This is a genomic window from Pseudoselenomonas ruminantium, from assembly GCF_900113715.1.
GTDB lineage: Bacteria > Bacillota > Negativicutes > Selenomonadales > Selenomonadaceae > Selenomonas_A > Selenomonas_A caprae.
In genome coordinates this window covers 97,262-117,618 of the sequence record NZ_FOQK01000008.1, presented here as the reverse complement: position 1 = coordinate 117,618, position 20,357 = coordinate 97,262, and the positions used below count along the sequence as shown (strand labels likewise).

17 protein-coding genes are annotated in these 20,357 nt (G+C 54.2%); 2 read left to right on the top strand and 15 right to left on the bottom strand.

The annotated features are described in order from the left end of the window. Positions 1-312, bottom strand: a 312-nt coding sequence (locus BM181_RS14955) for a helix-turn-helix domain-containing protein (protein ID WP_143092120.1), incomplete at its 3' end; no start/stop codon positions are given. Positions 313-425: 113 nt separating this feature from the next. Continuing rightward, the gene (locus tag BM181_RS05970) at positions 426-1,307 is read right to left on the bottom strand and encodes a LysR family transcriptional regulator (protein WP_075442884.1); all 882 of its coding nucleotides are present in this window, start codon (positions 1,305-1,307) and stop codon (positions 426-428) included. A gap of 193 nt (positions 1,308-1,500) precedes the next feature. Here BM181_RS05970 and BM181_RS15260 point away from each other — a divergent pair, with 193 nt between their 5' ends. Continuing rightward, the gene (locus BM181_RS15260; protein WP_173371985.1) at positions 1,501-1,671 is read left to right on the top strand and encodes a hypothetical protein; all 171 of its coding nucleotides are present in this window, start codon (positions 1,501-1,503) and stop codon (positions 1,669-1,671) included. Between the two features lie 136 nt (positions 1,672-1,807). Here BM181_RS15260 and yjfF read toward each other — a convergent pair whose 3' ends face one another. From yjfF to BM181_RS05950, 4 genes are all read right to left on the bottom strand, one after another. After that, positions 1,808-2,851 carry a galactofuranose ABC transporter, permease protein YjfF gene (gene yjfF / locus BM181_RS05965; protein WP_075442883.1) on the bottom strand — a complete coding sequence of 348 codons (1,044 nt, stop codon included), beginning with the start codon at positions 2,849-2,851 and terminating at the stop codon, positions 1,808-1,810. Continuing rightward, positions 2,848-3,921 (bottom strand): ABC transporter permease, encoded by a 1,074-nt coding sequence (locus BM181_RS05960; RefSeq protein ID WP_075442882.1) that lies wholly within the window; start codon positions 3,919-3,921, stop codon positions 2,848-2,850. Before BM181_RS05960 ends, yjfF begins: the two co-directional genes overlap by 4 nt. After that, on the bottom strand, positions 3,921-5,429 hold the full coding sequence (locus BM181_RS05955) for a sugar ABC transporter ATP-binding protein (protein ID WP_075442881.1): 1,509 nt from the start codon (positions 5,427-5,429) through the stop codon (positions 3,921-3,923). The genes BM181_RS05960 and BM181_RS05955 overlap by 1 nt, the downstream gene beginning before the upstream one ends. Before the next feature lie 187 nt (positions 5,430-5,616). Continuing rightward, positions 5,617-6,642, bottom strand: coding sequence for an ABC transporter substrate-binding protein (locus BM181_RS05950; protein WP_075442880.1), 1,026 nt, complete (start codon positions 6,640-6,642; stop codon positions 5,617-5,619). Positions 6,643-7,222: 580 nt separating this feature from the next. On the opposite strand from BM181_RS05950, the gene BM181_RS05945 reads away from it, so the two are divergent. Next, positions 7,223-8,242 (top strand): LacI family DNA-binding transcriptional regulator, encoded by a 1,020-nt coding sequence (locus BM181_RS05945; protein WP_075442879.1) that lies wholly within the window; start codon positions 7,223-7,225, stop codon positions 8,240-8,242. Positions 8,243-8,377: 135 nt separating this feature from the next. On the opposite strand, the gene araA (BM181_RS05940) is transcribed toward BM181_RS05945, so the two are convergent. From araA (BM181_RS05940) to BM181_RS05900, 9 genes are all read right to left on the bottom strand, one after another. Further along, positions 8,378-9,802 (bottom strand): L-arabinose isomerase, encoded by a 1,425-nt coding sequence (gene araA, locus BM181_RS05940; RefSeq protein WP_075442878.1) that lies wholly within the window; start codon positions 9,800-9,802, stop codon positions 8,378-8,380. 34 nt (positions 9,803-9,836) lie between these two features. Continuing rightward, complete coding sequence (locus BM181_RS05935; protein ID WP_075442877.1) at positions 9,837-11,450, bottom strand: xylulokinase; 1,614 nt, start codon at positions 11,448-11,450, stop codon at positions 9,837-9,839. Between the two features lie 13 nt (positions 11,451-11,463). Then, positions 11,464-11,805, bottom strand: a complete 342-nt coding sequence (locus BM181_RS05930) for a PTS sugar transporter subunit IIA (RefSeq protein WP_075442902.1) — start codon at positions 11,803-11,805, stop codon at positions 11,464-11,466. Between the two features lie 277 nt (positions 11,806-12,082). Next, on the bottom strand, positions 12,083-13,507 hold the full coding sequence (araA, locus tag BM181_RS05925) for an L-arabinose isomerase (RefSeq protein ID WP_075442876.1): 1,425 nt from the start codon (positions 13,505-13,507) through the stop codon (positions 12,083-12,085). Positions 13,508-13,549: 42 nt separating this feature from the next. After that, positions 13,550-14,278 (bottom strand): L-ribulose-5-phosphate 4-epimerase, encoded by a 729-nt coding sequence (locus tag BM181_RS05920; RefSeq protein ID WP_075442875.1) that lies wholly within the window; start codon positions 14,276-14,278, stop codon positions 13,550-13,552. A gap of 44 nt (positions 14,279-14,322) precedes the next feature. Next, on the bottom strand, positions 14,323-15,933 hold the full coding sequence (locus tag BM181_RS05915) for a xylulokinase (RefSeq protein ID WP_075442874.1): 1,611 nt from the start codon (positions 15,931-15,933) through the stop codon (positions 14,323-14,325). A 36-nt stretch (positions 15,934-15,969) separates the two neighbouring features. Continuing rightward, positions 15,970-17,394, bottom strand: a complete 1,425-nt coding sequence (locus BM181_RS05910; RefSeq protein ID WP_075442873.1) for a sugar porter family MFS transporter — start codon at positions 17,392-17,394, stop codon at positions 15,970-15,972. Positions 17,395-17,590: 196 nt separating this feature from the next. Further along, complete coding sequence (ade, locus tag BM181_RS05905) at positions 17,591-19,327, bottom strand: adenine deaminase (protein ID WP_075442872.1); 1,737 nt, start codon at positions 19,325-19,327, stop codon at positions 17,591-17,593. Continuing rightward, positions 19,320-20,135, bottom strand: coding sequence for a Cof-type HAD-IIB family hydrolase (locus tag BM181_RS05900; RefSeq protein ID WP_075442871.1), 816 nt, complete (start codon positions 20,133-20,135; stop codon positions 19,320-19,322). Before BM181_RS05900 ends, ade begins: the two co-directional genes overlap by 8 nt. Positions 20,136-20,357: the final 222 nt, after the last annotated feature.

The window sequence follows — 20,357 nt, the reverse complement described above, 5'->3', positions numbered from 1 at the left end:
ACGATAGCGTTGAACCCAGTTAGCTAAAAGGCCCGCAGATTTCAAATTAAGTCGAAGTGCCAATTCTTGGTAAGAAATCTCTGTACTTAAATATAACTCTACAGCATTTACCTTGAATTGGAAAGAATAGGTTTCATTTTTTCTTGACCGTTGAAGCCCATCTTTCCCCATTTTACGATATTTTCCGACCCACGCTTGAATGCATTTTGAGGAAGGGATGTCATATTTTTTTGTTAAGGCAGTATATCCTATATGTCCATTCAAATACTCTTGGACTACCTTACATTTAAATTCTGCACTATATTTTGCCATAAAAAGACCCCCATAAGTTAGATTCCTGGGTCTAACTTATGGGGGTCTCTACACTGTTATAGCCAACGGATTTTTGCACATATTCACGATCCTATACAGCCCAACCGAAGCACTCATTTAAGCACTTTGGTGATATTCTGCAGATATTCCATAAGGATGCGCTCATCTTCGTAGATCTGGCGTCCCTTCTTGGTCACGATGCCCGAATTGATATAGAACGGCTCCGTCAGCGGTATCACGACGAGATGGTCATCCGGCAGGATGGCCTGCCGTGTCAGGAACGTCGATACGATGCCGCTCTTGACGAGCGTCTTGATGGTATGGAGGTAGGGCGAATAATGGACGATTTTTGCCTTCCTGTCTGCTTTGGCAAACAAATCATGCACCATATGATAGACAAAGAAATTGCTGTCGAGCATGACCAACGGCTCCTCGGCGAAATCTGCAAACGACACCGACTCACGCTCGGCCAGCGGGTGTTCCGGATAGGTGACGAAGCAGCATTCGCAGGTAAACAGCTTCTGATAGTTGAGCTTGTTGCTGAAGCCGCTCTCGTAGTTTGTCAAGGCGATATCGAGCTTCTCATCCTCAACCATATGCAGGGCACTGATGCCGCCTGACTCGATGATGTCGAGCCGGATTTCCGGGTGCAGCCAACGGAAATCGCCAAGGACCAATGGCAAGAACTGGGTACCGAGCTGCAGCGGCAGTGCCATGCGGATATGGTTGCGGTTATGCGCCATATCCTGAATTTCTTCTTCCAGCTGGTCCATCTGGTCAAGAATGTGCTTGACTTTGCCAAGTAATTTACTGCCATCATGTGTGATGATGATCTTACGCCCCTCGCGGTGGAAAAGATTGAGTCCTGTCTCTGTCTCCAATGCCTGCATGGCGACGCTGATTGTCGGCTGGGATACATGCAGGTGCTCTGCTGCCTTAGTGATGTTCTGCCACTGGCAGACCTCATAGAAATAGCGCATCTGGATAATCGTCATTGCCGCGCCCTCCCTGTCTGATTCCGCAAATACTCTCTTGTTTCAAGTATAGCATATGCTAATAGAAAAAAGCTATATATTATCAAAACAAGGTATTTCACAAATAAAAACGGCCATGTCATAATATGTATAAATCCAGTGGTTAAGTAAGAATAAATCTTATGTATGACTTTATTTTGTAAAGGAGCGGTTTATGATGAAAAGCATGTGGGAAAAACACGTTGAGAGCTATACGAACGACCTCATGGAAGCTACTTCTGACTACATGAAGAGCTATGAAGTCCGTCCGGGCATCTATTCCAATGTCGATCCGTCCAAGCTCATGGACGTCAACGCTGCTGATTTCGACGTAAACCGCAGCTAAGATTTCTCTCTTCCTTTCCATAAATACAACACAACATCACATCTGGAAATGCGCCCGATTCCCCTCGGGCGTTTTTTTCGTGCCAAAAGCCCCTGACCGCCATTACACGACGGTCAGGGGCTTTTGGCTGTATCTATCAGCCTTGTGCACTAGGGGCAGGCTTGGCTGGCGGCTGTCCGCCATCCTCCATAGAGCTCTTCGAGGAGAGTTTGCTCTTCTGCTCCGTGATGAATGCCTGCATGATGATGAACACGCAGAGCAGGGCACCGACAACAATCTTCGTCCACCAAGCGGAAAGCGTTCCCTGGAAACTGATGAACGTCAGGATGACGCCCTGGATCAGCACACCGACAAGCGCACCAGGGATGAAGCCGACACCGCCAGTCAGCAGCGTGCCGCCGATGACCGAGGAGGCGATGGCATCCATCTCCATGCCCAGACCATGCAGGTTATAGCCAGTCAGCATGATGAGGCTATAGGCCAGACCACCCAGCGACGAGCAGAAGCCCGAGATAGCATAGACCATGACCTTCGTGCGGAATACCGGCAAGCCCATGAGCGCTGACGACGACTCACTGCCACCGATAGCAAATACTGTGCGGCCAAATTTCGTGAAGCCAAGCACGATAGCCGCCACAACAATCGTCAGCAGCGCCACAATAGCGCCGATCGAGATGAAGCCCACGCCGACATCGACACGATAGCTTGCCAGCGCCACCCAGGTCGGATTCTCGATTTGGATCGTATCCTGCGAGATGACGGCCGTGAGGCCGCGGCAGAAGAACATGCCCGCCAGCGTGATGATGAACGGCTGCAGATCGAACTTCGAGATGATATAGCCCTGCGCTGCGCCGAAGACCGTTCCCATGACCATGACGATGAGCACACACAGGCCAAGTGGCAGGCCCGTATTGGCCAGCAGCCACGCAAGCACCATGCAGACCAGTGCCAGCACGGCACCGACTGACAGGTCGATCCCCGCGATGATCAGCGTGAACGTGATACCCACCGTGACGATGATCAGCGCCGCATTATCGATGAAGAGATTCAAGAAAACCTGCGGCCGCATAAAGCCCTTGTACATGGCAATACCTGCACCATAAAGAATGGCAAACAGGAGCACTGTGACGAAAAATGAGAAATATTTGGATGCTATGATGTCATTAAGTCTGTTTCTCATGGCTGCTCCACCACCTTTCCATCAACCAACTTTTTTGGGCGCGGTTTCCCCGCTGCCCGCCGTGCTTTCCATGCATCGAAAAGCTCCTGGGCTTTTTTCGACTGAATCAAGCAGATGATGATGACCGCGATTGCCTTGACAACCGGCAGCTGGTCGGCGGAAACACCGAGCGCATACATCGTCGTCGTCAGCGTCTGGATCGTGATAGCACCGATGACCGAACCACCGATGTAGAATTTGCCGCCCGAAAGCAGCGTACCACCAAGGGCAACAGCCAGGATAGCATCCATCTCCATGTTGAGGCCGGCATTATTAGCATCGGCTGCGCGGATCAGGGAACTTTCAATGAGGCCCGAAACGCCCGCGCAAAGCCCCGAAAACGCATAGACAAGGAAGATGACCAGTGTAACGTTGATGCCCGCATATCTGGCCGCCGTCGGGTTGATACCGACCGACTGGACGAAGAGCCCGATGCTCGTCTTCTTCATCAACACAGCCACCAGCAAGACCATTGCGAGGGCAATGAAGATGTTCGTCGGCAGCGGCATGCCCGGCAGGAACCCGGCGATGTATTCAAAGGGTTTGTAGTAGACCGTGATGATCTGGCCTTCCGTCATGAGCTGTGCCACGCCACGGCCAGCCGTCATGAGAATCAGAGTAGCAACAACGGCCTGGATCTTGAACTTAGCGACCAAAAGGCCATTCCACATGCCGCAGAGGACACCAACACCAACAGCAGCAAGCATCGCCATTGCCATCGGCATCTGAGCTACACCATCGCCACGGCCACCGATCATCGTGCAGACCACAGCCGCCGAGATGGCTACCACAGCACCGACGGAAATATCGATACCGCTCGTCGCGATGACGAAAGTCATGCCCAGCGCCAAAATAATCAGCGAACAGGAACGGTTGAGGATATCGATGAGGCGGCCGTACAGCCTGCCATCCTCGGTCAGCTGTATCGACAGGAACCCATCGACGAAAATCGTATTGAATACCAGCAGTACCAAGAGGGCTACTACTGGCAGGAAGAGCGAACTTCCTGCAAACCTTTTCAGCATATCCATCAGGCTGCACCTCCCGCAATTGCCTTCATGACACCATCCGAACTGATGTCATCGCCCGTGAGTTCTGCCACCTTGCGGCGGTCACGCATGACGATGAGTTTCGTGCAGGTACGGACCATCTCATCCATCTCCGACGAGATGAACACGACCGACATGCCACGCTGCTTCGCCAAGGCAATCGCCATCTTCTGGATTTCCGTCTTCGTGCCGACATCGATGCCGCGCGTCGGCTCATCAAGGATCAACAGGCTCGGCTGCGTCGCAAGCCAGCGGGCAATGATGACTTTCTGCTGATTGCCGCCCGACAAGTTCTTGACGAGCTGCTCGCGGTCGGAAACCTTGATTTTGAGCAGCTTGATGCAATCATCTGCAATCCTGCACTGCTCTTCGTAGGGGATATGGCGCATGATACCATCCTTCGCCTGCATCGCGAGGATGATGTTCTCACGCACCGACAGGTCGCCGATGATGCCTGAGAGCTTGCGGTCTTCAGGACAGAAGCCGATCTTCTGCTCCATGGCATCCATCGGGTTCTTGAGATTGATTTTCTTGCCATTGATGCTGATGGCGCCCTTGCTGATCTGGTCGATGCCAAACAAGAGATCCGCCGTCTCGGTGCGCCCAGAGCCCAAAAGCCCTGCAAAACCGATGACCTCGCCCTTGTGGATGGTCACGTCCACCTCGCGCAGCTTGCCAACGGCGCCAATCCCCTTAGCATCGAGGAAGACCTCCTCCGACGGCGTGCTCTTCTCTGCGAATTTGTCCATATCCTTGACATCGCTGAGCTCCTTGCCGACCATCTTGGCGATGAGCTCCAGGCGTGGCAGCTTCGCTACCTCATAGGAACCTACCAGCTCGCCGTTGCGCAATACGGTGATATGGTCGCAGATCTCATAGATCTGATCGAGGAAATGGGAGATGAAGACAATCCCCATGCCCTGCTTCTGCAACTGGCGCATGATCTTGAACAGATGCGCCGTCTCCTCCTCGTTGAGCGAGGAAGTCGGCTCATCGAGGATCAGGATCTTCGCATCGACATCGACAGCGCGCGCAATGGCGATCATCTGCTGCAGGGCGACCGAATAGTTGTCAAGTGTCTTTGTCACATCAATATGAACATCCAGCTTTGCGAGGAGTTCCTCGGACCGCTGGTTGATTGTTTTCCAGTCAATGAAACCGTGCTTCTTCGGCTCGCGGCCAATGAAGATATTCTCTGCCACCGTGAGGTTCGAGCAGAGGTTCACCTCCTGATACACCGTCGAAATGCCACACTCCTGGGCCTCCTTCGGCGTCTTCGGTGAAATGGGCTTGCCATTCATGACGATGGTACCACCATCGCGCTGATAAACACCCGTAAGTACCTTGACCAGCGTCGACTTGCCGGCGCCGTTCTCTCCCATCAGGGAGTGGATTTCCCCGGCGTGGAGCGTGAAATTGACGTTCGATAGTGCCTTGACGCCCGGGAATACCTTATCTATATACCGCATCTCCAATAGAGCTTGTGCCATGATCTTCACTCCTAACCAGGAAACTCAATACACTCGGAATCAGTTATAAACCACACGGATAAGTCCTGAATTGTTCCTTTTGGATCTATCTGCGGATAAAAACAGCCGCGTCCGAACTCATACGACGTACGGGCGCGGCCTGTTTATCCTAAGCTGCGTATTTGGATTGATTGGAAAGGGGAATCAATTAATATTTGCGCTCTGGGAGCGTCTTTGCTGCGACATCTGCCGGGAATACGCCCTCATCGACATAGACGAGTTTTTCGACTTTCTCGCCAGCGAGGATCTTCTTAGCCGTCTCCATGAGCAGCGGTCCCTGCAGCGGGTTGCACTCAACCGTGCAGTTTGCTTTGCCATCGATCATAGCCTGGAACATGCCTTTGACACCATCGATGGAAATGATCGTGATATCTTTGCCCGGTTTCAGACCAGCTTTCTCGATTGCCTGGATAGCACCGAGAGCCATGTCATCGTTGTGAGCGAAGAGGATGTCGATTTTCGGACCATAGGATTTGAGGAAGGACTCCATGACTTCCTGGCCTTTCTGGCGGGTGAACTCACCAGTCTGGGAAGCGAGGATGTTGTACTTGCCTGCATCAGCTGCTTTAGCCATTGCATCTTTGAAACCTTCCTGACGGCGGATAGCTACGGAAGAACCAACCGTGCCCTCAAGAATTACAACATTGTACTGGCTGCCGCCATCACGCGGGGTCTTTTTCTCTTTAGCCATGTACTCATCGATCCATTTGAAGACGTTGTTGCCTTCTTTGACAGAGTCCGTACCGATTTTAGCAACGTAGAGGGAATCATCGCTGAGTTTGACATCGCGGTCAACAACGATAACCGGAATCTTCGCATCTTTTGCTTCTTTTAGCACCGTGTCCCAACCGGTTTCAACGATAGGAACGAAAGCGATGATATCAACGCCCTGTGCAATGAAGGAACGGATAGCCTTGATCTGGTTCTCCTGTTTCTGCTGTGCATCCGAGAACTGCAAGTTGATACCTGCATCTTTAGCTGCCTGTTTGATGGATTCCGTATTGGCCGTTCTCCACTCGGATTCCGCTCCGATCTGTGAGAAGCCCATCGTTATCTGCTTGCCGCCAGAGCCTGAGCTCGAGCCGCTTCCACTGCTTGCGGACTGTCCGCCGCCACAACCGGCTGCAACGATCATCATGGCTGCTGCCAAAAGTAATGCAATGATCTTTTTCATGTTTTCGTCTCCTTTGCTTTTCGTACTGCCATCAGTACATTATTGTGGGCTCTGCCCGGAACCAGCCTTCCCGCTTGTCCACCTCGATTCTCCGGGAGTGATTCCTTTTCCGGTTTCAGGATTTCCGTCTCGCTGCTTCTGTTCTCGTGCACAGAAAAGTTTAAAAACAATCCTGTTTATTACAAAAAATCAGACAATAATAGAACCAGCACTGCCCCCAACGGTAACACTCCTTACTTCCAAGCTACAGAACCATTTCGTTCTCTTGCTATTACAATACACTTTCACTCCGCAGTTGTCAATACGTTTTTTATTCTTTGTTTTTGTTTGTGTATGTTTTATTCCTGTTTGTTATCATGTGCACGAACACCAACACACCAGCACGGACGCCACTTCACGCCACTTTGTGTTCGCCTTGGAGACAGCAGAAAATTTTTTCCGCACGCCGCCTTGCCAAAAAAATAACTGTGCTCGTGCAGGATTCCCCTTCTCCCACGACGAAACTATATTCCTATCATCCATTTATGGACCCCATTAAGAAATCATAAATGTACATTATATATAAAGCGAGGTGCCCTTTATGGTTACTATCAAACAAATCGCCGAACTCTGCGGCGTTTCCCGGGGAACCGTTGATCGTGTCCTCAATAACCGCGGCAACGTGAAGCCCGAAAAAAGACAACTCGTGCTCGATACCGCCAAACAGCTCAACTATCAGCCGAACCCCGCAGGCAAAGCGCTGGCCGCCCGCAAGAAGAATCCCATCGTCGGTGTGCTCATTGCCTCCGAGGGTGTCCCCTTCTTCGACGATGTGCTGCTGCCGATGCGCAAAGCCGCCCTCAAATACGAAAACTACGGCATGAAAGTCCTCTGGCGCAGCATGCGCGGCTTCAATGTCGACGAGCAATGCGGCATCATCGATGAACTGGCGCAGGAAGTCAACGCGCTCATCATCAACCCCGTCAATGACAAACGCATCATCGCCAAGCTGGACAATCTGGTGACACAGGGGATATTCGTCGTGACCATCAACAACGACGTCGATACCTGCCGCCGCCACTGCTATGTCGGTACAGACTATCTGCAGGGCGGACGCACAGCTGGTGCCCTGCTCAAGATGATCGCGCCGCCAGGCATCCATGCCGGCGTGCTGATGGGATCGCAAAGCATGCAGGGCCATCGTGAACGCCTCAAGGGCTTCCTAGAGGTACTCGAGAAGACCGAGGGCTTCGAGCTCATGGGCGTCCGCGAGAACGACGATGATGACATGATTTCCTACGAGGAAACCCGGCAGCTTTTAGCCGAACATCCCGAGACCAATGCGCTCTTCATCATCTCCTCCGGTGCCTACGGTGCCGCCCGCGCCGTGGTCGCCCAGAACCGCCGCGACATCGTGATGGTGGTCTTCGATACGATCCCCTCAACGATACGGATGATGCGCGACCACATCATCCAGGCTGCCATATACCAGCACCCACGCCAGCAAGGCCGACGTGCCATGCAAGTGGTCTTTGACTACCTCGTCAACGGCATCAAGCCAGAACACGAAAAATACATCATGCGCAACGAAATCCGCATCCTCGAAAACGTTGTCGACTAAATACACAAAAATGGAGCTGAAAAAACAGCTCCATTTTTCTATGCAAAAATACTCTTCACGCTGAACAAACTGCAAATCCCCAAAGCAAAAAGGGAATCTGCCGCCTCCGATTTCAAGCCAACAGATTCCCTCTTTTCAGCAGATTTCTACGATATCCATGCCCAGCATGATCCCGAGCTCACGGATCTGCTCGGTCGTCAGATGGAAGCTCAACACGGTATGATGGCCGCCACCAGCCTGGATCCATGCCGTAGAGCCCTCTTTGAGCCCTACCGTCGGCGTCCAGAGCTGCTTAGCCACCGGCAGATGCGGCGTCTCCGCCTCAGCTTTGCGGCAGTCCACCGGATAGTATATCAGCCGGAAGCCCTCGCGGAAATCAGCCACCGTGACATCGACAGCTGCCCCGTCAGCCCCCGTGAACACCAGACGAGCGGGATCGTCCTTGCCACCGATGTCGAGCGGGTGCACTTCGACCTTCGGTTTGTCACTTGCGATAGTCGGATCGACCTCAAGCATATGCGCGCCCAAAATAGCCTCGTGCCCCTTGCGCAGGTCGAGGGTATAGTCCTCCATGAAGACCGTACGGTCATTGCGGGCCATGATCTTGAGCAGGCGCGTGAGTGCGGCATGCTTCCAGTCGCCCTCTGCACCAAAGCCATAGCCATCACGCATCAAGAGCTGCGCTGCCAGTCCTGGCAGCTGCTTCAAGCCCTTGAGATCCTGGAAATTCGTGCAGAATGCACTATACCCGCGGTCATCGAGGAATTTCTTGATGGCAATGTATTCGCGCAGCTGATAGCGCACGGATTCCGTGAAATGCTCCGCGCTGTTATCCTGAGGATTCAAGTCATACTCCGCCTTGAGTTTCTCATAAGCCGCATCGATATCCTTCTCATCGACAGCATCCACGACATCGACAAGTTCGCCGACCGGCCAGTAGTCAACCGTCCAGCCCAGCTGGATCTGCGCCTCGACTTTGTCACCCTCGGTGACAGCAACATCGCGCATCGTATCGCCAAAGCGGCAGACACGTATCTTGAAGCTTTCATTATAGGCCACAGCCACATCCTGCCAATCGGCAATCTCCCGCTGCACTTCCTCATCGCCCCAGAAGCCATAGACAATCTTATTGTTGAGACCGAGACGAGCGTTCAGATAGCCGTATTCCCGGTCACCATGAGCACTCTGGTTGAGGTTCATATAGTCAAAGTCGATCGTCGCATACGGAATCTCATTAAGGTACTGCGTCGCCAGATGCAGCAGCGGTTTCTGCAGCAGTTTCGTACCGCGGATCCAGTTCTTGGCCGGCGAGAAGGTATGCATCCAGGTAATGACACCAGCTACCTCATCGTGATAGTTGACATCCTTCATGAACTGCGTGATGCCATCAGCCGTCGTCATGACGCCCTTGCAGACCACCTTGTATGGCAGCTTGCCACTCGCATTGAGCTTATCCACGATGTCCTGCGTATCACGCGCAACATTCTTGAGCTGCTCCTCGCCGTAGAGGAACTGGCTGCCAGCAACGAACCAAAATTCATAGTTAGGTACATTCAACATAAGTGACCGACTCCTTTGTACTATAAAATATGGATTACTCATCTACATCAGCGATGGCTGCCGCTGCAATCTCTGCCGGCAAGCCGCTGCGATAAGCCTTGATGAAGCGATCTGCCCCCTCGCGGCCAGCGGCCGTCGGTGTGCAGGTCGTGCTCTTTACGCCACGGAATACCTCCTGATCGAGGAAATCCGCTAACGGCTTGCGGCTGTCCTCGGGCTCCGCCGCATAGACGGCCAATAAAGCCATCCCCCAAGGGCCGCCCGCATCGGCCGTCTCCATGATCGTGATCGGCATGCCGAGGAAATCCGCCAATGCCTGCTGCGCGATTTCCGGTGTCTTGAACAAACCGCCTTGCGCAATCATCCCCGCGGACTCCACCTGCTCTTCGCCAGTCAGGATATCCATGCCGATGCGCAATGGCGCAAAGGCACCATAGAGCTGCGCCAGCAGGAAATTCCCCAAGTTCATCGCACTGTGCGGCGTGCGGACAAATAGCGGCCGCCCGCTCTCGATGCGCGTGATATTCTCGCCCGACAGGCAGCTGTAATTCACCAGCCCGCCAGCGTCCTTGCGGGCTGCCTTGACGGTTCCCAGCAGCCTGCCGTAAAGCTCCCCCGTCGTTACGGTTGCGCCCACGGCTTTGGCTACATCAGCAAAGATACCCATCCAGGCATTGAGGTCTGACGTGCAGTTATTCGTATGCACCATAGCCACTGGCGCTCCATCCGGCGTCATGACAATGTCGATATCCTGATGCACCGCCTTGAGCGGCTGCTCCAGCACATTCATCGAGAAAGCCGACGTGCCGACTGAGATATTGCCCGTGCATTTGCGCACGGCATTCGTGCTGACCATGCCCGTACCGGCATCGCCTTCCGGCGGTGCCATGAGACTTCCCGGCTCCAGCTTCCAACTCACATCGAGCATCTTCGCACCATAGTCCGTAAGCCTGCCTGCCTGCTCACCCGCGACTTTGACGACTGGCAGGATATCCTTGAGCTTCCATGGTTGCTTTTCTACCAGCTCCAGCTTATCAAATATCGCTAACCGTGCCTCATCATATGTCCCGGTCGCCGGATCGATGGGGAACATGCCCGATGCATCATCGATGCCCAGCACCTTCTCCCCTGTGAGCTCCCAGTGCACATAGCCGGCCAGTGTCGTCAAAAAGCCGATGTCACGTACGGATTCCTCGCCATTCATGATGGCCTGATATAGATGGGCAATGCTCCAGCGCTGCGGGATATTGAAGTCAAACGCCTTGGTGAGCTCATCCGCGGCAGCTGCCGTGATATTGTTACGCCAAGTGCGGAACTCCGCCAGCTGCGCTCCCTCCCGATCAAAAGCCAGATAGCCATGCATCATAGCGCTGACGCCGATGGCACCAATCTTCCTCAATTCAATGCCATAACGCGTCTGCACCTCAGCAGCCAGATTCTGATAGCACCGCTGTATGCCCTCCCATACTTCATCGAGCGAATACGTCCAGATACCATCCTTCAGCGTGTTTTCCCAGCCGTGACTGCCACTGGCGACCGTGCGGAAATCCTTTGTAACGAGCACGGCTTTGATGTTCGTCGACCCCAGCTCCAGTCCCAGCGCGGTATCACCAGCCTCAATGCTGGCCCGAATCTCTTCTTCATTCATTGCTAGACACCTCTCACACTGCATGTGATCCTACATTCGATTGTGCGTATTGCATCGCCTGATAGATGTGTATGCTCTCCACGGCCAGCGCTTTGTTCCCTTCGGCACCGGTGAGCTGATCTTCCGCATGGATCAGAAGCAGCAGCTCCTTGCCGCTCAACGACAATATTTCCTGCATGAGACTGGTATGGATCTCGTGCCCGATATCAGCGTGGCCGTCACCGGTTTCCAGCAGATTCTTCGCCTTGTCGAAATCCCTGTTGCGAGCCGCATGAATCGCCTTTAGATAGCTGAGTCTTGCGTCATTCGCCGCTTTTAGCATCTTCTGCAGCAGTAGTTCACGAGAAGCTTCCATCCTCATATTCTCCCTTCTTGCACGGAGTGATTGTCCTGCGCTCTTTGTGTCCGAGCACATCTATTGACTAAACTATAGCATTGTTATCCTATTTTGTCAATATCTTTATTATTTATATCTTATTTTATCGTATCCTTTATCTGCCAATGGCCGCAGCCATAGAAAATTGATCCGCATACATGCCAGACAACCTGCAATTCCTATAAGAAAAGCCCGCTGGCTCCATGTTTCTGAACCAGCGGACTTCTCCGGGGAACTTATATCTGTATTTCAGAGGTTAGCAGATTTCTACCAAATCCGTGCCCAACATAACCGCAAGGTCATGTAGCTGGGATTCTTTGATTGAGAAGCTCAATACCGTATGGTGGCCGCCGCCAGCTTCGAGCCAGCGGGTTGCGCCTTCCTTGAGGCCGACGGTCGGCGTCCAGAGCTGTTTGGCTACTGGCAGATGCGGCGTCTCAGCCTCAGCCTTGCGGCAGGTGACTGGATAGCTGATGATGCGGAACCCGTCGCGGAAATCAGCGATCGTCACATCGATGGCATCGCCATCAGCGCCAGTGAATACCAGGCGTGCCGGATCATCCTTGCCGCCGATATCGAGCGGATGGACCTCAACCTTCGGCTTATCGCTGGCAATCGTCGGGTCAACCTCAAGCATATGCGCACCAAGGATAGCCTCATGACCCTTGCGCAGATCGAGCGTGTAATCCTCCATGAAGACCGTGCGGTCGTTATGGGACAGGATCTTCAGCAGGCGCGTAAGCGCGGCATGTTTCCAGTCGCCTTCCGCACCGAATCCGTAGCCATCACGCATCAGGAGCTGTGCGGCAAGACCTGGCAGCTGTTTGAGCCCCTTGAGATCCTGGAAGTTCGTGCAGAATGCCGTATAGCCCTTCTCATCGAGGAACTGTTTGATGCCCAGATATTCACGCAGCTGATAGCGTACCGATTCAGCGAATTTCTCTTCGCTGTTATGCTGCGGATTCAGCGTGTAGTCACGCTGCAATTTCTCATACTCAGCATCGATGGCCTTCTCATCGATTGCATCGATGACATCCACCAGCTCGCCGACTGGCCAGTAGTCGACCGTCCAGCCCAGCTGGATCTGCGCTTCGACCTTGTCGCCCTCGGTGACGGCAACATCGCGCATCGTGTCGCCAAAGCGGCAGACGCGGATCTTGAAGCTCTCGTTATAAGCTACGGCAACATCCTGCCAGTCAGCAATCTCCTGCTGCACTTCCTCATCGCCCCACCAGCCATAGACGATCTTGTTGTTGAGACCGAGGCGGGCATTCAGATAGCCATACTCGCGGTCGCCATGGGCACTCTGGTTGAGGTTCATATAGTCAAAGTCGATTGTCGCATACGGGATCTCATTGAGATACTGCGTTGCCAGATGCAGCAGCGGTTTCTGCAGGAGTTTCGTGCCGCGGATCCAGTTCTTGGCCGGCGAGAAGGTGTGCATCCAAGTGATGACACCAGCCACCTCATCGTGATAGTTGACCTCTTTCATGAAATCCGTGATGCCATCAGCCGTCGTCATGACCCCTTTGCAGACAACTTTATACGGCAGTTTGCCGCTTGCATTGAGCTTTGCCGTCATATCCTCTACATCGCGGGCAACATTGCGGAGCTGCTCCTCGCCATAGAGGAACTGGCTGCCAGCTACAAACCAAAACTCATATTCTTTCGTCTCTAACATGATAATTCTTCCCTTCGCTTGTTCTGAAAATACGGTATCTGCTCAGCGATGCGTGACACCACTGTTTGACTTGGCATTATTCTGCCCATAGTAGGCATTGGCACCATGCTTGCGATAGTAATGCTTATCGAGCAGGAACTGCGGTACGCGTTCATCCGCCCGCGTGAGCTGCAGCGCATGGTAGTTCATCTCCGCCACGACATCAAGGATCTTGGCCGTCTCCACGGCTTTTTTCGGCGTCGGCCCCCAGGTGAACGGGCCATGCTGCTTGACGAGCACTGCCGGGACAGCATCGGGATCGATGCCCAGTTTGCGGAATGTCCGGACGATGACATGACCGGTATTCTCCTCATAGGCTCCCTCGATTTCTTCCTTGGTCAGGGCCTCGGTCACCGGCACATCACCGTAGAAGGTATCGGCATGCGTCGTGCCCAGCGCCTCGATCGGCAGCCCGGCTTCGGCGAACGATACCGCCCACGAAGAATGCGTATGGACAACAGCCCCGATATTCGGGAACTCCTTATATAGCACCAGATGCGTCATCGTATCGCTCGAGGGATTCATCTCACCTTCCACCACATGTCCCTCCATATCGACGACGACCATGTCCTCCGCTTTGAGATCCTCATAGGGAACTCCCGACGGCTTGATGACAAAGAGTCCCTGCTCGCGATCGATTCCCGAGACATTTCCCCAGGTAAAGGTAACAATGCCGAGCTTCGGCAGCATCATATTCGCCTCATAGACTTCTTGCTTCAACGCTTCTAACATGATAAAAGATCCTTTCTTGACTGGAAATCCTGACTATGACCTGCTCAGGCCGTCTCCTTGACAGCCGTACCGGCCTTTTTCTCGACAGCCAAGCCGGCCTGATATGCCTTGATGAAGGCCTGGCAGCCAGCTACGCCCTGCGCATTCGGCGTGAGCGTCGAGCTCTCCGGATGGCGGAAGACATGGCGATCGAGGAAGTCGGCCAGCGTCTCCTCCGGCATGCCCCATTTGGCAAAGACCGCCAGCACAGCCATGCCCCACGGGCCACCTTCGCCCGCCGTCTCCATGACCGTGATGGGTATCCCCAGTGCATCGGCAAGCACCTGCTGGCCGATGACTGGCGTCTGGAACAAGCCGCCCTGCGCGATCATCACATCGGTCTTCACGCCCTCCTCACGGACGAGGATATCCATGCCGATCTTGAGGGGTGCAAAGGCTGCATAGAGCTGTGACAGCATGAAATTCGCCAGATTCATATGGCTGTGCGGCGTACGCAGGAAGAGCGGACGGCCCTGCTCGACGCGCGTGATGTTCTCACCCGACAGGCAGCTGTAATTCAGCAGGCCGCCGGCATCCTTATCAGCCAGCCGCGTCTGGTTGAACAGCAGGCCGTAGAGCTTATCGGGTTTGAGCCCATGTCCCATCGCCTCAGCAAACTCGCCAAAGAGCGAGACCCAAGCATTGAGATCCGACGAGCAGTTATTCGTATGCACCATGGCAACGGGAGCACCATCCGGTGTCGTGACCATGTCGATATCCTGATGGACTTCCTTGAGGGGCGCATCGAGAACGTTCATCGAGAACGCCGAAGTACCGACAGAGATATTGCCCGTGCGTTTGCGGACACTGTTCGTACCGACCATGCCAGTACCAGCATCACCTTCCGGCGGTGCCATCAAGCTGCCCCATTCGAGCTTGCCTGATGGGTCAAGCAAACGTGCACCTTCCGGCGTCAGTACCCCGGCCTTTTCCCCAGCCTTGAGTACCTGCGGCAGTATCTCTTTGAGATCCCAGTTATACGGCTGTACCTTTTCCAACTGCCCAAATTTTGCCAGCATGGCAGCATCGTAATCGCCGGCCGCACTGTCAATCGGGAACATGCCCGAAGCATCACCGATGCCCAGTACCTTCTCCCCTGACAATTTCCAATGGATATAGCCAGCCAGCGTCGTCAGGAAATGGATCTTGCCGACATGCTCCTCGCCATTCAGGATTGCCTGATAGAGATGCGCAATGCTCCAGCGCTGCGGGATATTGAAGGCAAACTCCTGCGTCAAGGCATCGGCAGCCTCCCCCGTGATGTTGTTGCGCCAAGTACGGAAGCCAGCCAGCTGGCGTCCCTCGGCATCAAAGGGCAGATACCCATGCATCATCGCACTGACGCCGATAGCACCGATTTTGGTGAACGATACATGATAGCGGCTGCGCACGTCGGCTGCCACCTGCGTGAAACAGGTCTGGATACCAGCCCAGGCACGGTCAAGATCATACGTCCAGATGCCGTCCTCCAGCTGGTTTTCCCACTCATAGCTGGCCGACGCCAATGTCTCGCAATTTCTGTTCACGAGCACAGTTTTGATTCTTGTCGACCCCAGCTCAATACCAAGGGCCGTTTCGCCATTTTCAATGCTGGCCGCATTCTTCATAAGTTCCATCAGTAGTCCCCCATAGTCATTTCCAGCTTCGACGCCTCAATGCATCAGTACAGGCTTTGCATCCTCTGCCTCGCCATGGCGAGTACCAGCAGCCTCAATCTCCTCCAACGTATGGCCACGGGTCTCCGGCACGCAATTGCGGATGAAGGCCACACCAAGCAGGCAGATGACACCGAAGATGGCAAACACAGCTGCCTGCGAGATCGTAGCCGTCATGATTGGGAACAGCAGGCCAACAAGGAACGAACCGATCCAGTTGAACGAAGATGCCATACCCGAAGCACGGCCACGGATAGCCAGCGGGAAAATCTCACCGACGATGACCCAAGTGAGCGGAGCCCACGTAAAGGAATAGAATGCTACATAGATGCAGAGGAAGAAGACAATCATCATCGGATCCATGCCCGGGATCAGGCTGTTGAGCACTGCCGGCAGGATGAAGGACAAGCCCATGACCGTACCGCCTACCGTCAGCAGCGTGCGGCGGTTGAAGCGGTCAGCGATGCCCAGAAATACCAGCGAACCAAGTACGAGGATGATGCCCTGGATGATTGGCCACATGAGCTGCGAGCTGGCTGCCTGGCCGGTGGCCTGCTCCACGATCATCGGGATGTAGTAGAAGATAGCATTAGCGCCTTGGAACTGCTGGAAAGCAGCAACACCAACACCAGCAGCGACAAGATAGCGGTATTTGTTCGAAACCAGCGTAGCAAGCGACGTAGACTGTTTTGCCTGCTGTTCATCGCGGGCCGTAGCCTGGATGTCGGCCAGCTCAGCTTCAACCTCGGACTCGGGACGGATGCAGGCCAATACCTGACGCGCCTCAGCCAGCTTGCCGCCACGGACAAGGAAACGCGGCGATTCCGGCAGGTGCAGGACGCCGAAGAACAGGATGACAGCCGGGACAGCCGCCAAGCCGAGCATCAAGCGCCAAGCGATCATTTCCGGCATATCCTTGAGCAGGTAATCAACCACATAGGAAAGCAGCATACCAGATACGATCATGGTCTGATTGATTCCGGACAAACTGCCGCGCAGCCGTGCTGGCGCCATCTCCGACATATAAGCCGGAACCAATGCCGATGCTGCACCAACCGCTAAGCCCAGGAGCGTGCGCACAGCAATGAGATACAATGTACCATCCTGTGGTGCAATACCAGACAGAACCGAACCAATGATAAAGATAAGTGCAGAAAGCAGGATCATCTTGCGGCGGCCCAGACGGTCTGAGAGCTGGCCAGCCAGAGCGCCACCGAAAATCGCACCAAACATGACGGCTGAAGTGATCCAGCCGATGACGCTTGCATTCCCCTGCAAGCCCCAATCATTCTGCAGAAACGGCAGGGCACCGGTCATGACACCGATGTCGTAGCCAAACAAAATGCCACCAAAGGAACCAAAGAAATATATGAACTTGCTAGAAATCTTCTTGCTTGCACTTTTGTCTGTGCTTGTTTTCATTTCATATCCCCTCCATATAGGTTTTAAGTGGTATCTTTTAAATTGTGTTCGAGCACATTTCATGGTCTTAATATAGCACACGTATATCATTCTGTCAAATTTTTTATTGCTATTTATTTATTACAAATTTATAAGAACGTGTAGTATATTCTGACAATTAATGCAGGAAGCATTCCCGGAATCATCCGGGAACACCTTAGTCCGGCAGTTCATCGATAGCGATGATCCTGCCAGCCTGTACATCGACCAACCCGCGGTCACTGAGCTTGAGCTCAGGAATGACCGGCAGACTCAGGAAAGCCAGCGTCAGGAACGGATCGTATTCACGCCGCACGCCGAGCGCATAGGCCAGCTCCTCCATCTGCTTAGCCTTGGCTGCTACCTGTACAGCCGGCTGTGCGGTCATAAGGCCGCCGACAGGAAGCGCCAGACAGCCGCGTACCACACCATCTGCCACGATGGCCACACCGCCGCCACAGGCAGCCAGTGTCCTTATCGCCAGCTGCATATCGCCATCGTTCGTCCCGATGACGATGAGATTGTGGCTGTCATGCCCGATGGTCTGCGCGATGGCACCGCTTTGCAGGCCAAATCCCTTCACCAGCCCCAGCCCAATCCGCCCAGTCCCCTTATGGCGTTCGCATACAGCCAGTTTCAGTATATCCTGGGCAGGATCGGCAGCAGCCAGGCCATTCTCTGCCGGCACCTGCATAAAGCGCCTTTTGGTCAGCAGCTGCCGCGGAACCAGCTCGATGACATTTGCCTCCTCACCAGTCACTGGCAGCGCCAGCGAAAAGCCATCATCGGCTGCCAGCCGCACGGAATCCTCCAGCCGCTGCGGCACCACCTGCGGGGCATAGTCCTGCCAGAATGATTCCACAGGCTGGCCCTGCTCAGCAGCCAAACGGCCCTGCGCATATACCTGCACAGGCACCCAAGCCTTGAAGTCTTCAAACACCAGCAGATCCGCCCGGCGGCCTGGCGCAATGACACCACAGTCTTTGAGCCCGAAGTACCGCGCCGTATTGACCGTAGCCATCTGCAAGGCCTGGGAGACAGGTATCCCCTTAGCTACTGCCTGCCGCACCATCGCATTGATGCCGCCCGCTTCCAGCAGGTCCCCCGGATGGCGGTCATCGGTACAGAAGCAGCAGAAGCTGCTGTTTTCCAGCGTCACCGCAGGCAGCAGGGCATCAAGATTGTGCGCGGCCGAACCCTCGCGGATCAGAAGATACATCCCGGCAGCCAGCCGCTCTTCTGCCTCCTCTGGCGTCACGCACTCATGGTCGGACAGGATGCCAGCAGCGGCATAGGCCATCAAGTCTTTTGCCGCCAGCTGCGGTGCATGCCCATCGACCAGACCCACAGTCTCCACCAGTGCGAGCTTCTGCCAGACCTTCTTATCACCAGCGAGCACCCCTGCTATGTCCATCATCTCGCCCAGCCCTAGCACCTGTGGCGATGCCAGGAACGGACGCAGCTCTTCCGCCGTAAGGCAAGCCCCATTGTCCTCCAAGGCCGTTGCAGGCACACAGGACGGCAGCATGAACCTGATATCGATGGGCAGCCTTTCCGCTGCGTCCATCATATAGCGGATGCCCACACAGCCTGCTACATTGGCTATCTCATGCGGATCGGCTACTACCGTTGTCGTGCCCTTGGGCAGCACGGTCCGCGCGAAGCCATGCGGCGTCAGCATCGAACTTTCGATATGCACATGCGCATCGATAAAGCCTGGCGTCACGTACCGGCCCTGCAGATCGACTTCATTTGGCCCGGAATATTGGCCGATTCCGGCGATATAACCCTGGCTGATCGCAATATCGCAAGGCTTGAAGCTTCCCGTGAAGCCAGCAAAAACCAAGCCGCCTTTCAATACGAGATCCGCAGACTCCCTGCCCTGCGCCACGCGCATAAGTTTTTTCTTATCCATCGCTGTTCTCCTGCAAGATTTCTCTTTCCAAGAACTTCGCCAGGCCATCTTCCGCATTGGCGGCTGTAACATCCGTCGCCAACTTCTTGATCGCCTCGGGTGCATTCCCCATGGCGACACTGCGGCCTGTCAGTTCCAACATCTCGGTGTCGTTGTAATTATCGCCAAAGGACAGTGCCTCCTCCGGTGTCAGCCCGAAGTGCTCCAGCATCACGGCAATGCCGCTGGCCTTCGATACCGACGCGTCCATGATTTCGAGCAGGAACGCTGCCGAGCGGACCACATGGAACATCGGGAACCGTGCCGACAGCTCCGCTTCCGCCCGCTCACACAGCTCTGGCTCAGCCATCAGCAGGATCTTATGCGGGACTTCGCCAGCTTCCAAGCGCTCATGGAAATCAGCGGCTTGCGGCTGGGCAGAAGTGATGCGCACCTCTGTCTGCACGCGTTCATTCGCCACATCTTTGACATACCAGTGATGGCCAGCATAATAGTTTACCACAGCCTCTTGATATTCCGAAGCCAAGACATCCAGCAGGCGCGCTGTATCCGCCCCATCCATCGTCACACTGCCAAGCTCCTCGCCCTCAGCGGTAAGCGCCAGGGCGCCACTGTAACTGATGATGGGAATCGTGATGCCAATGGCTTCTGTCAAAGGATAGATTGCTTCCGGCATCCGGGCCGATACAAGCACCAGCGGTATATCCTTAGCCAACAGCTTCTTGACAGCCTCTGCCGTGACCGGACTGACCTTGCTCTCCGGCGTCAAAAACGTTCCGTCGATATCCGAAAATACAATTTTTACCATAACTCCCGCCCCCACTTTTGTTTTTGTTTATAAGTATACTTTCCTTTCTATGAAAGAACAATTGATATCTGTCACAAATCCACGATATCCAAGTTCTATGGAGCAGGATATGCAAAAATACAACAACACTTGCTCACGTATGTATTCTGGATTGCAAGGTGGCTCTCCAGGAGTCAGTGCCTACGGGAAAGAATCCCGCTGATGCACAGCACGAAGGGGCAG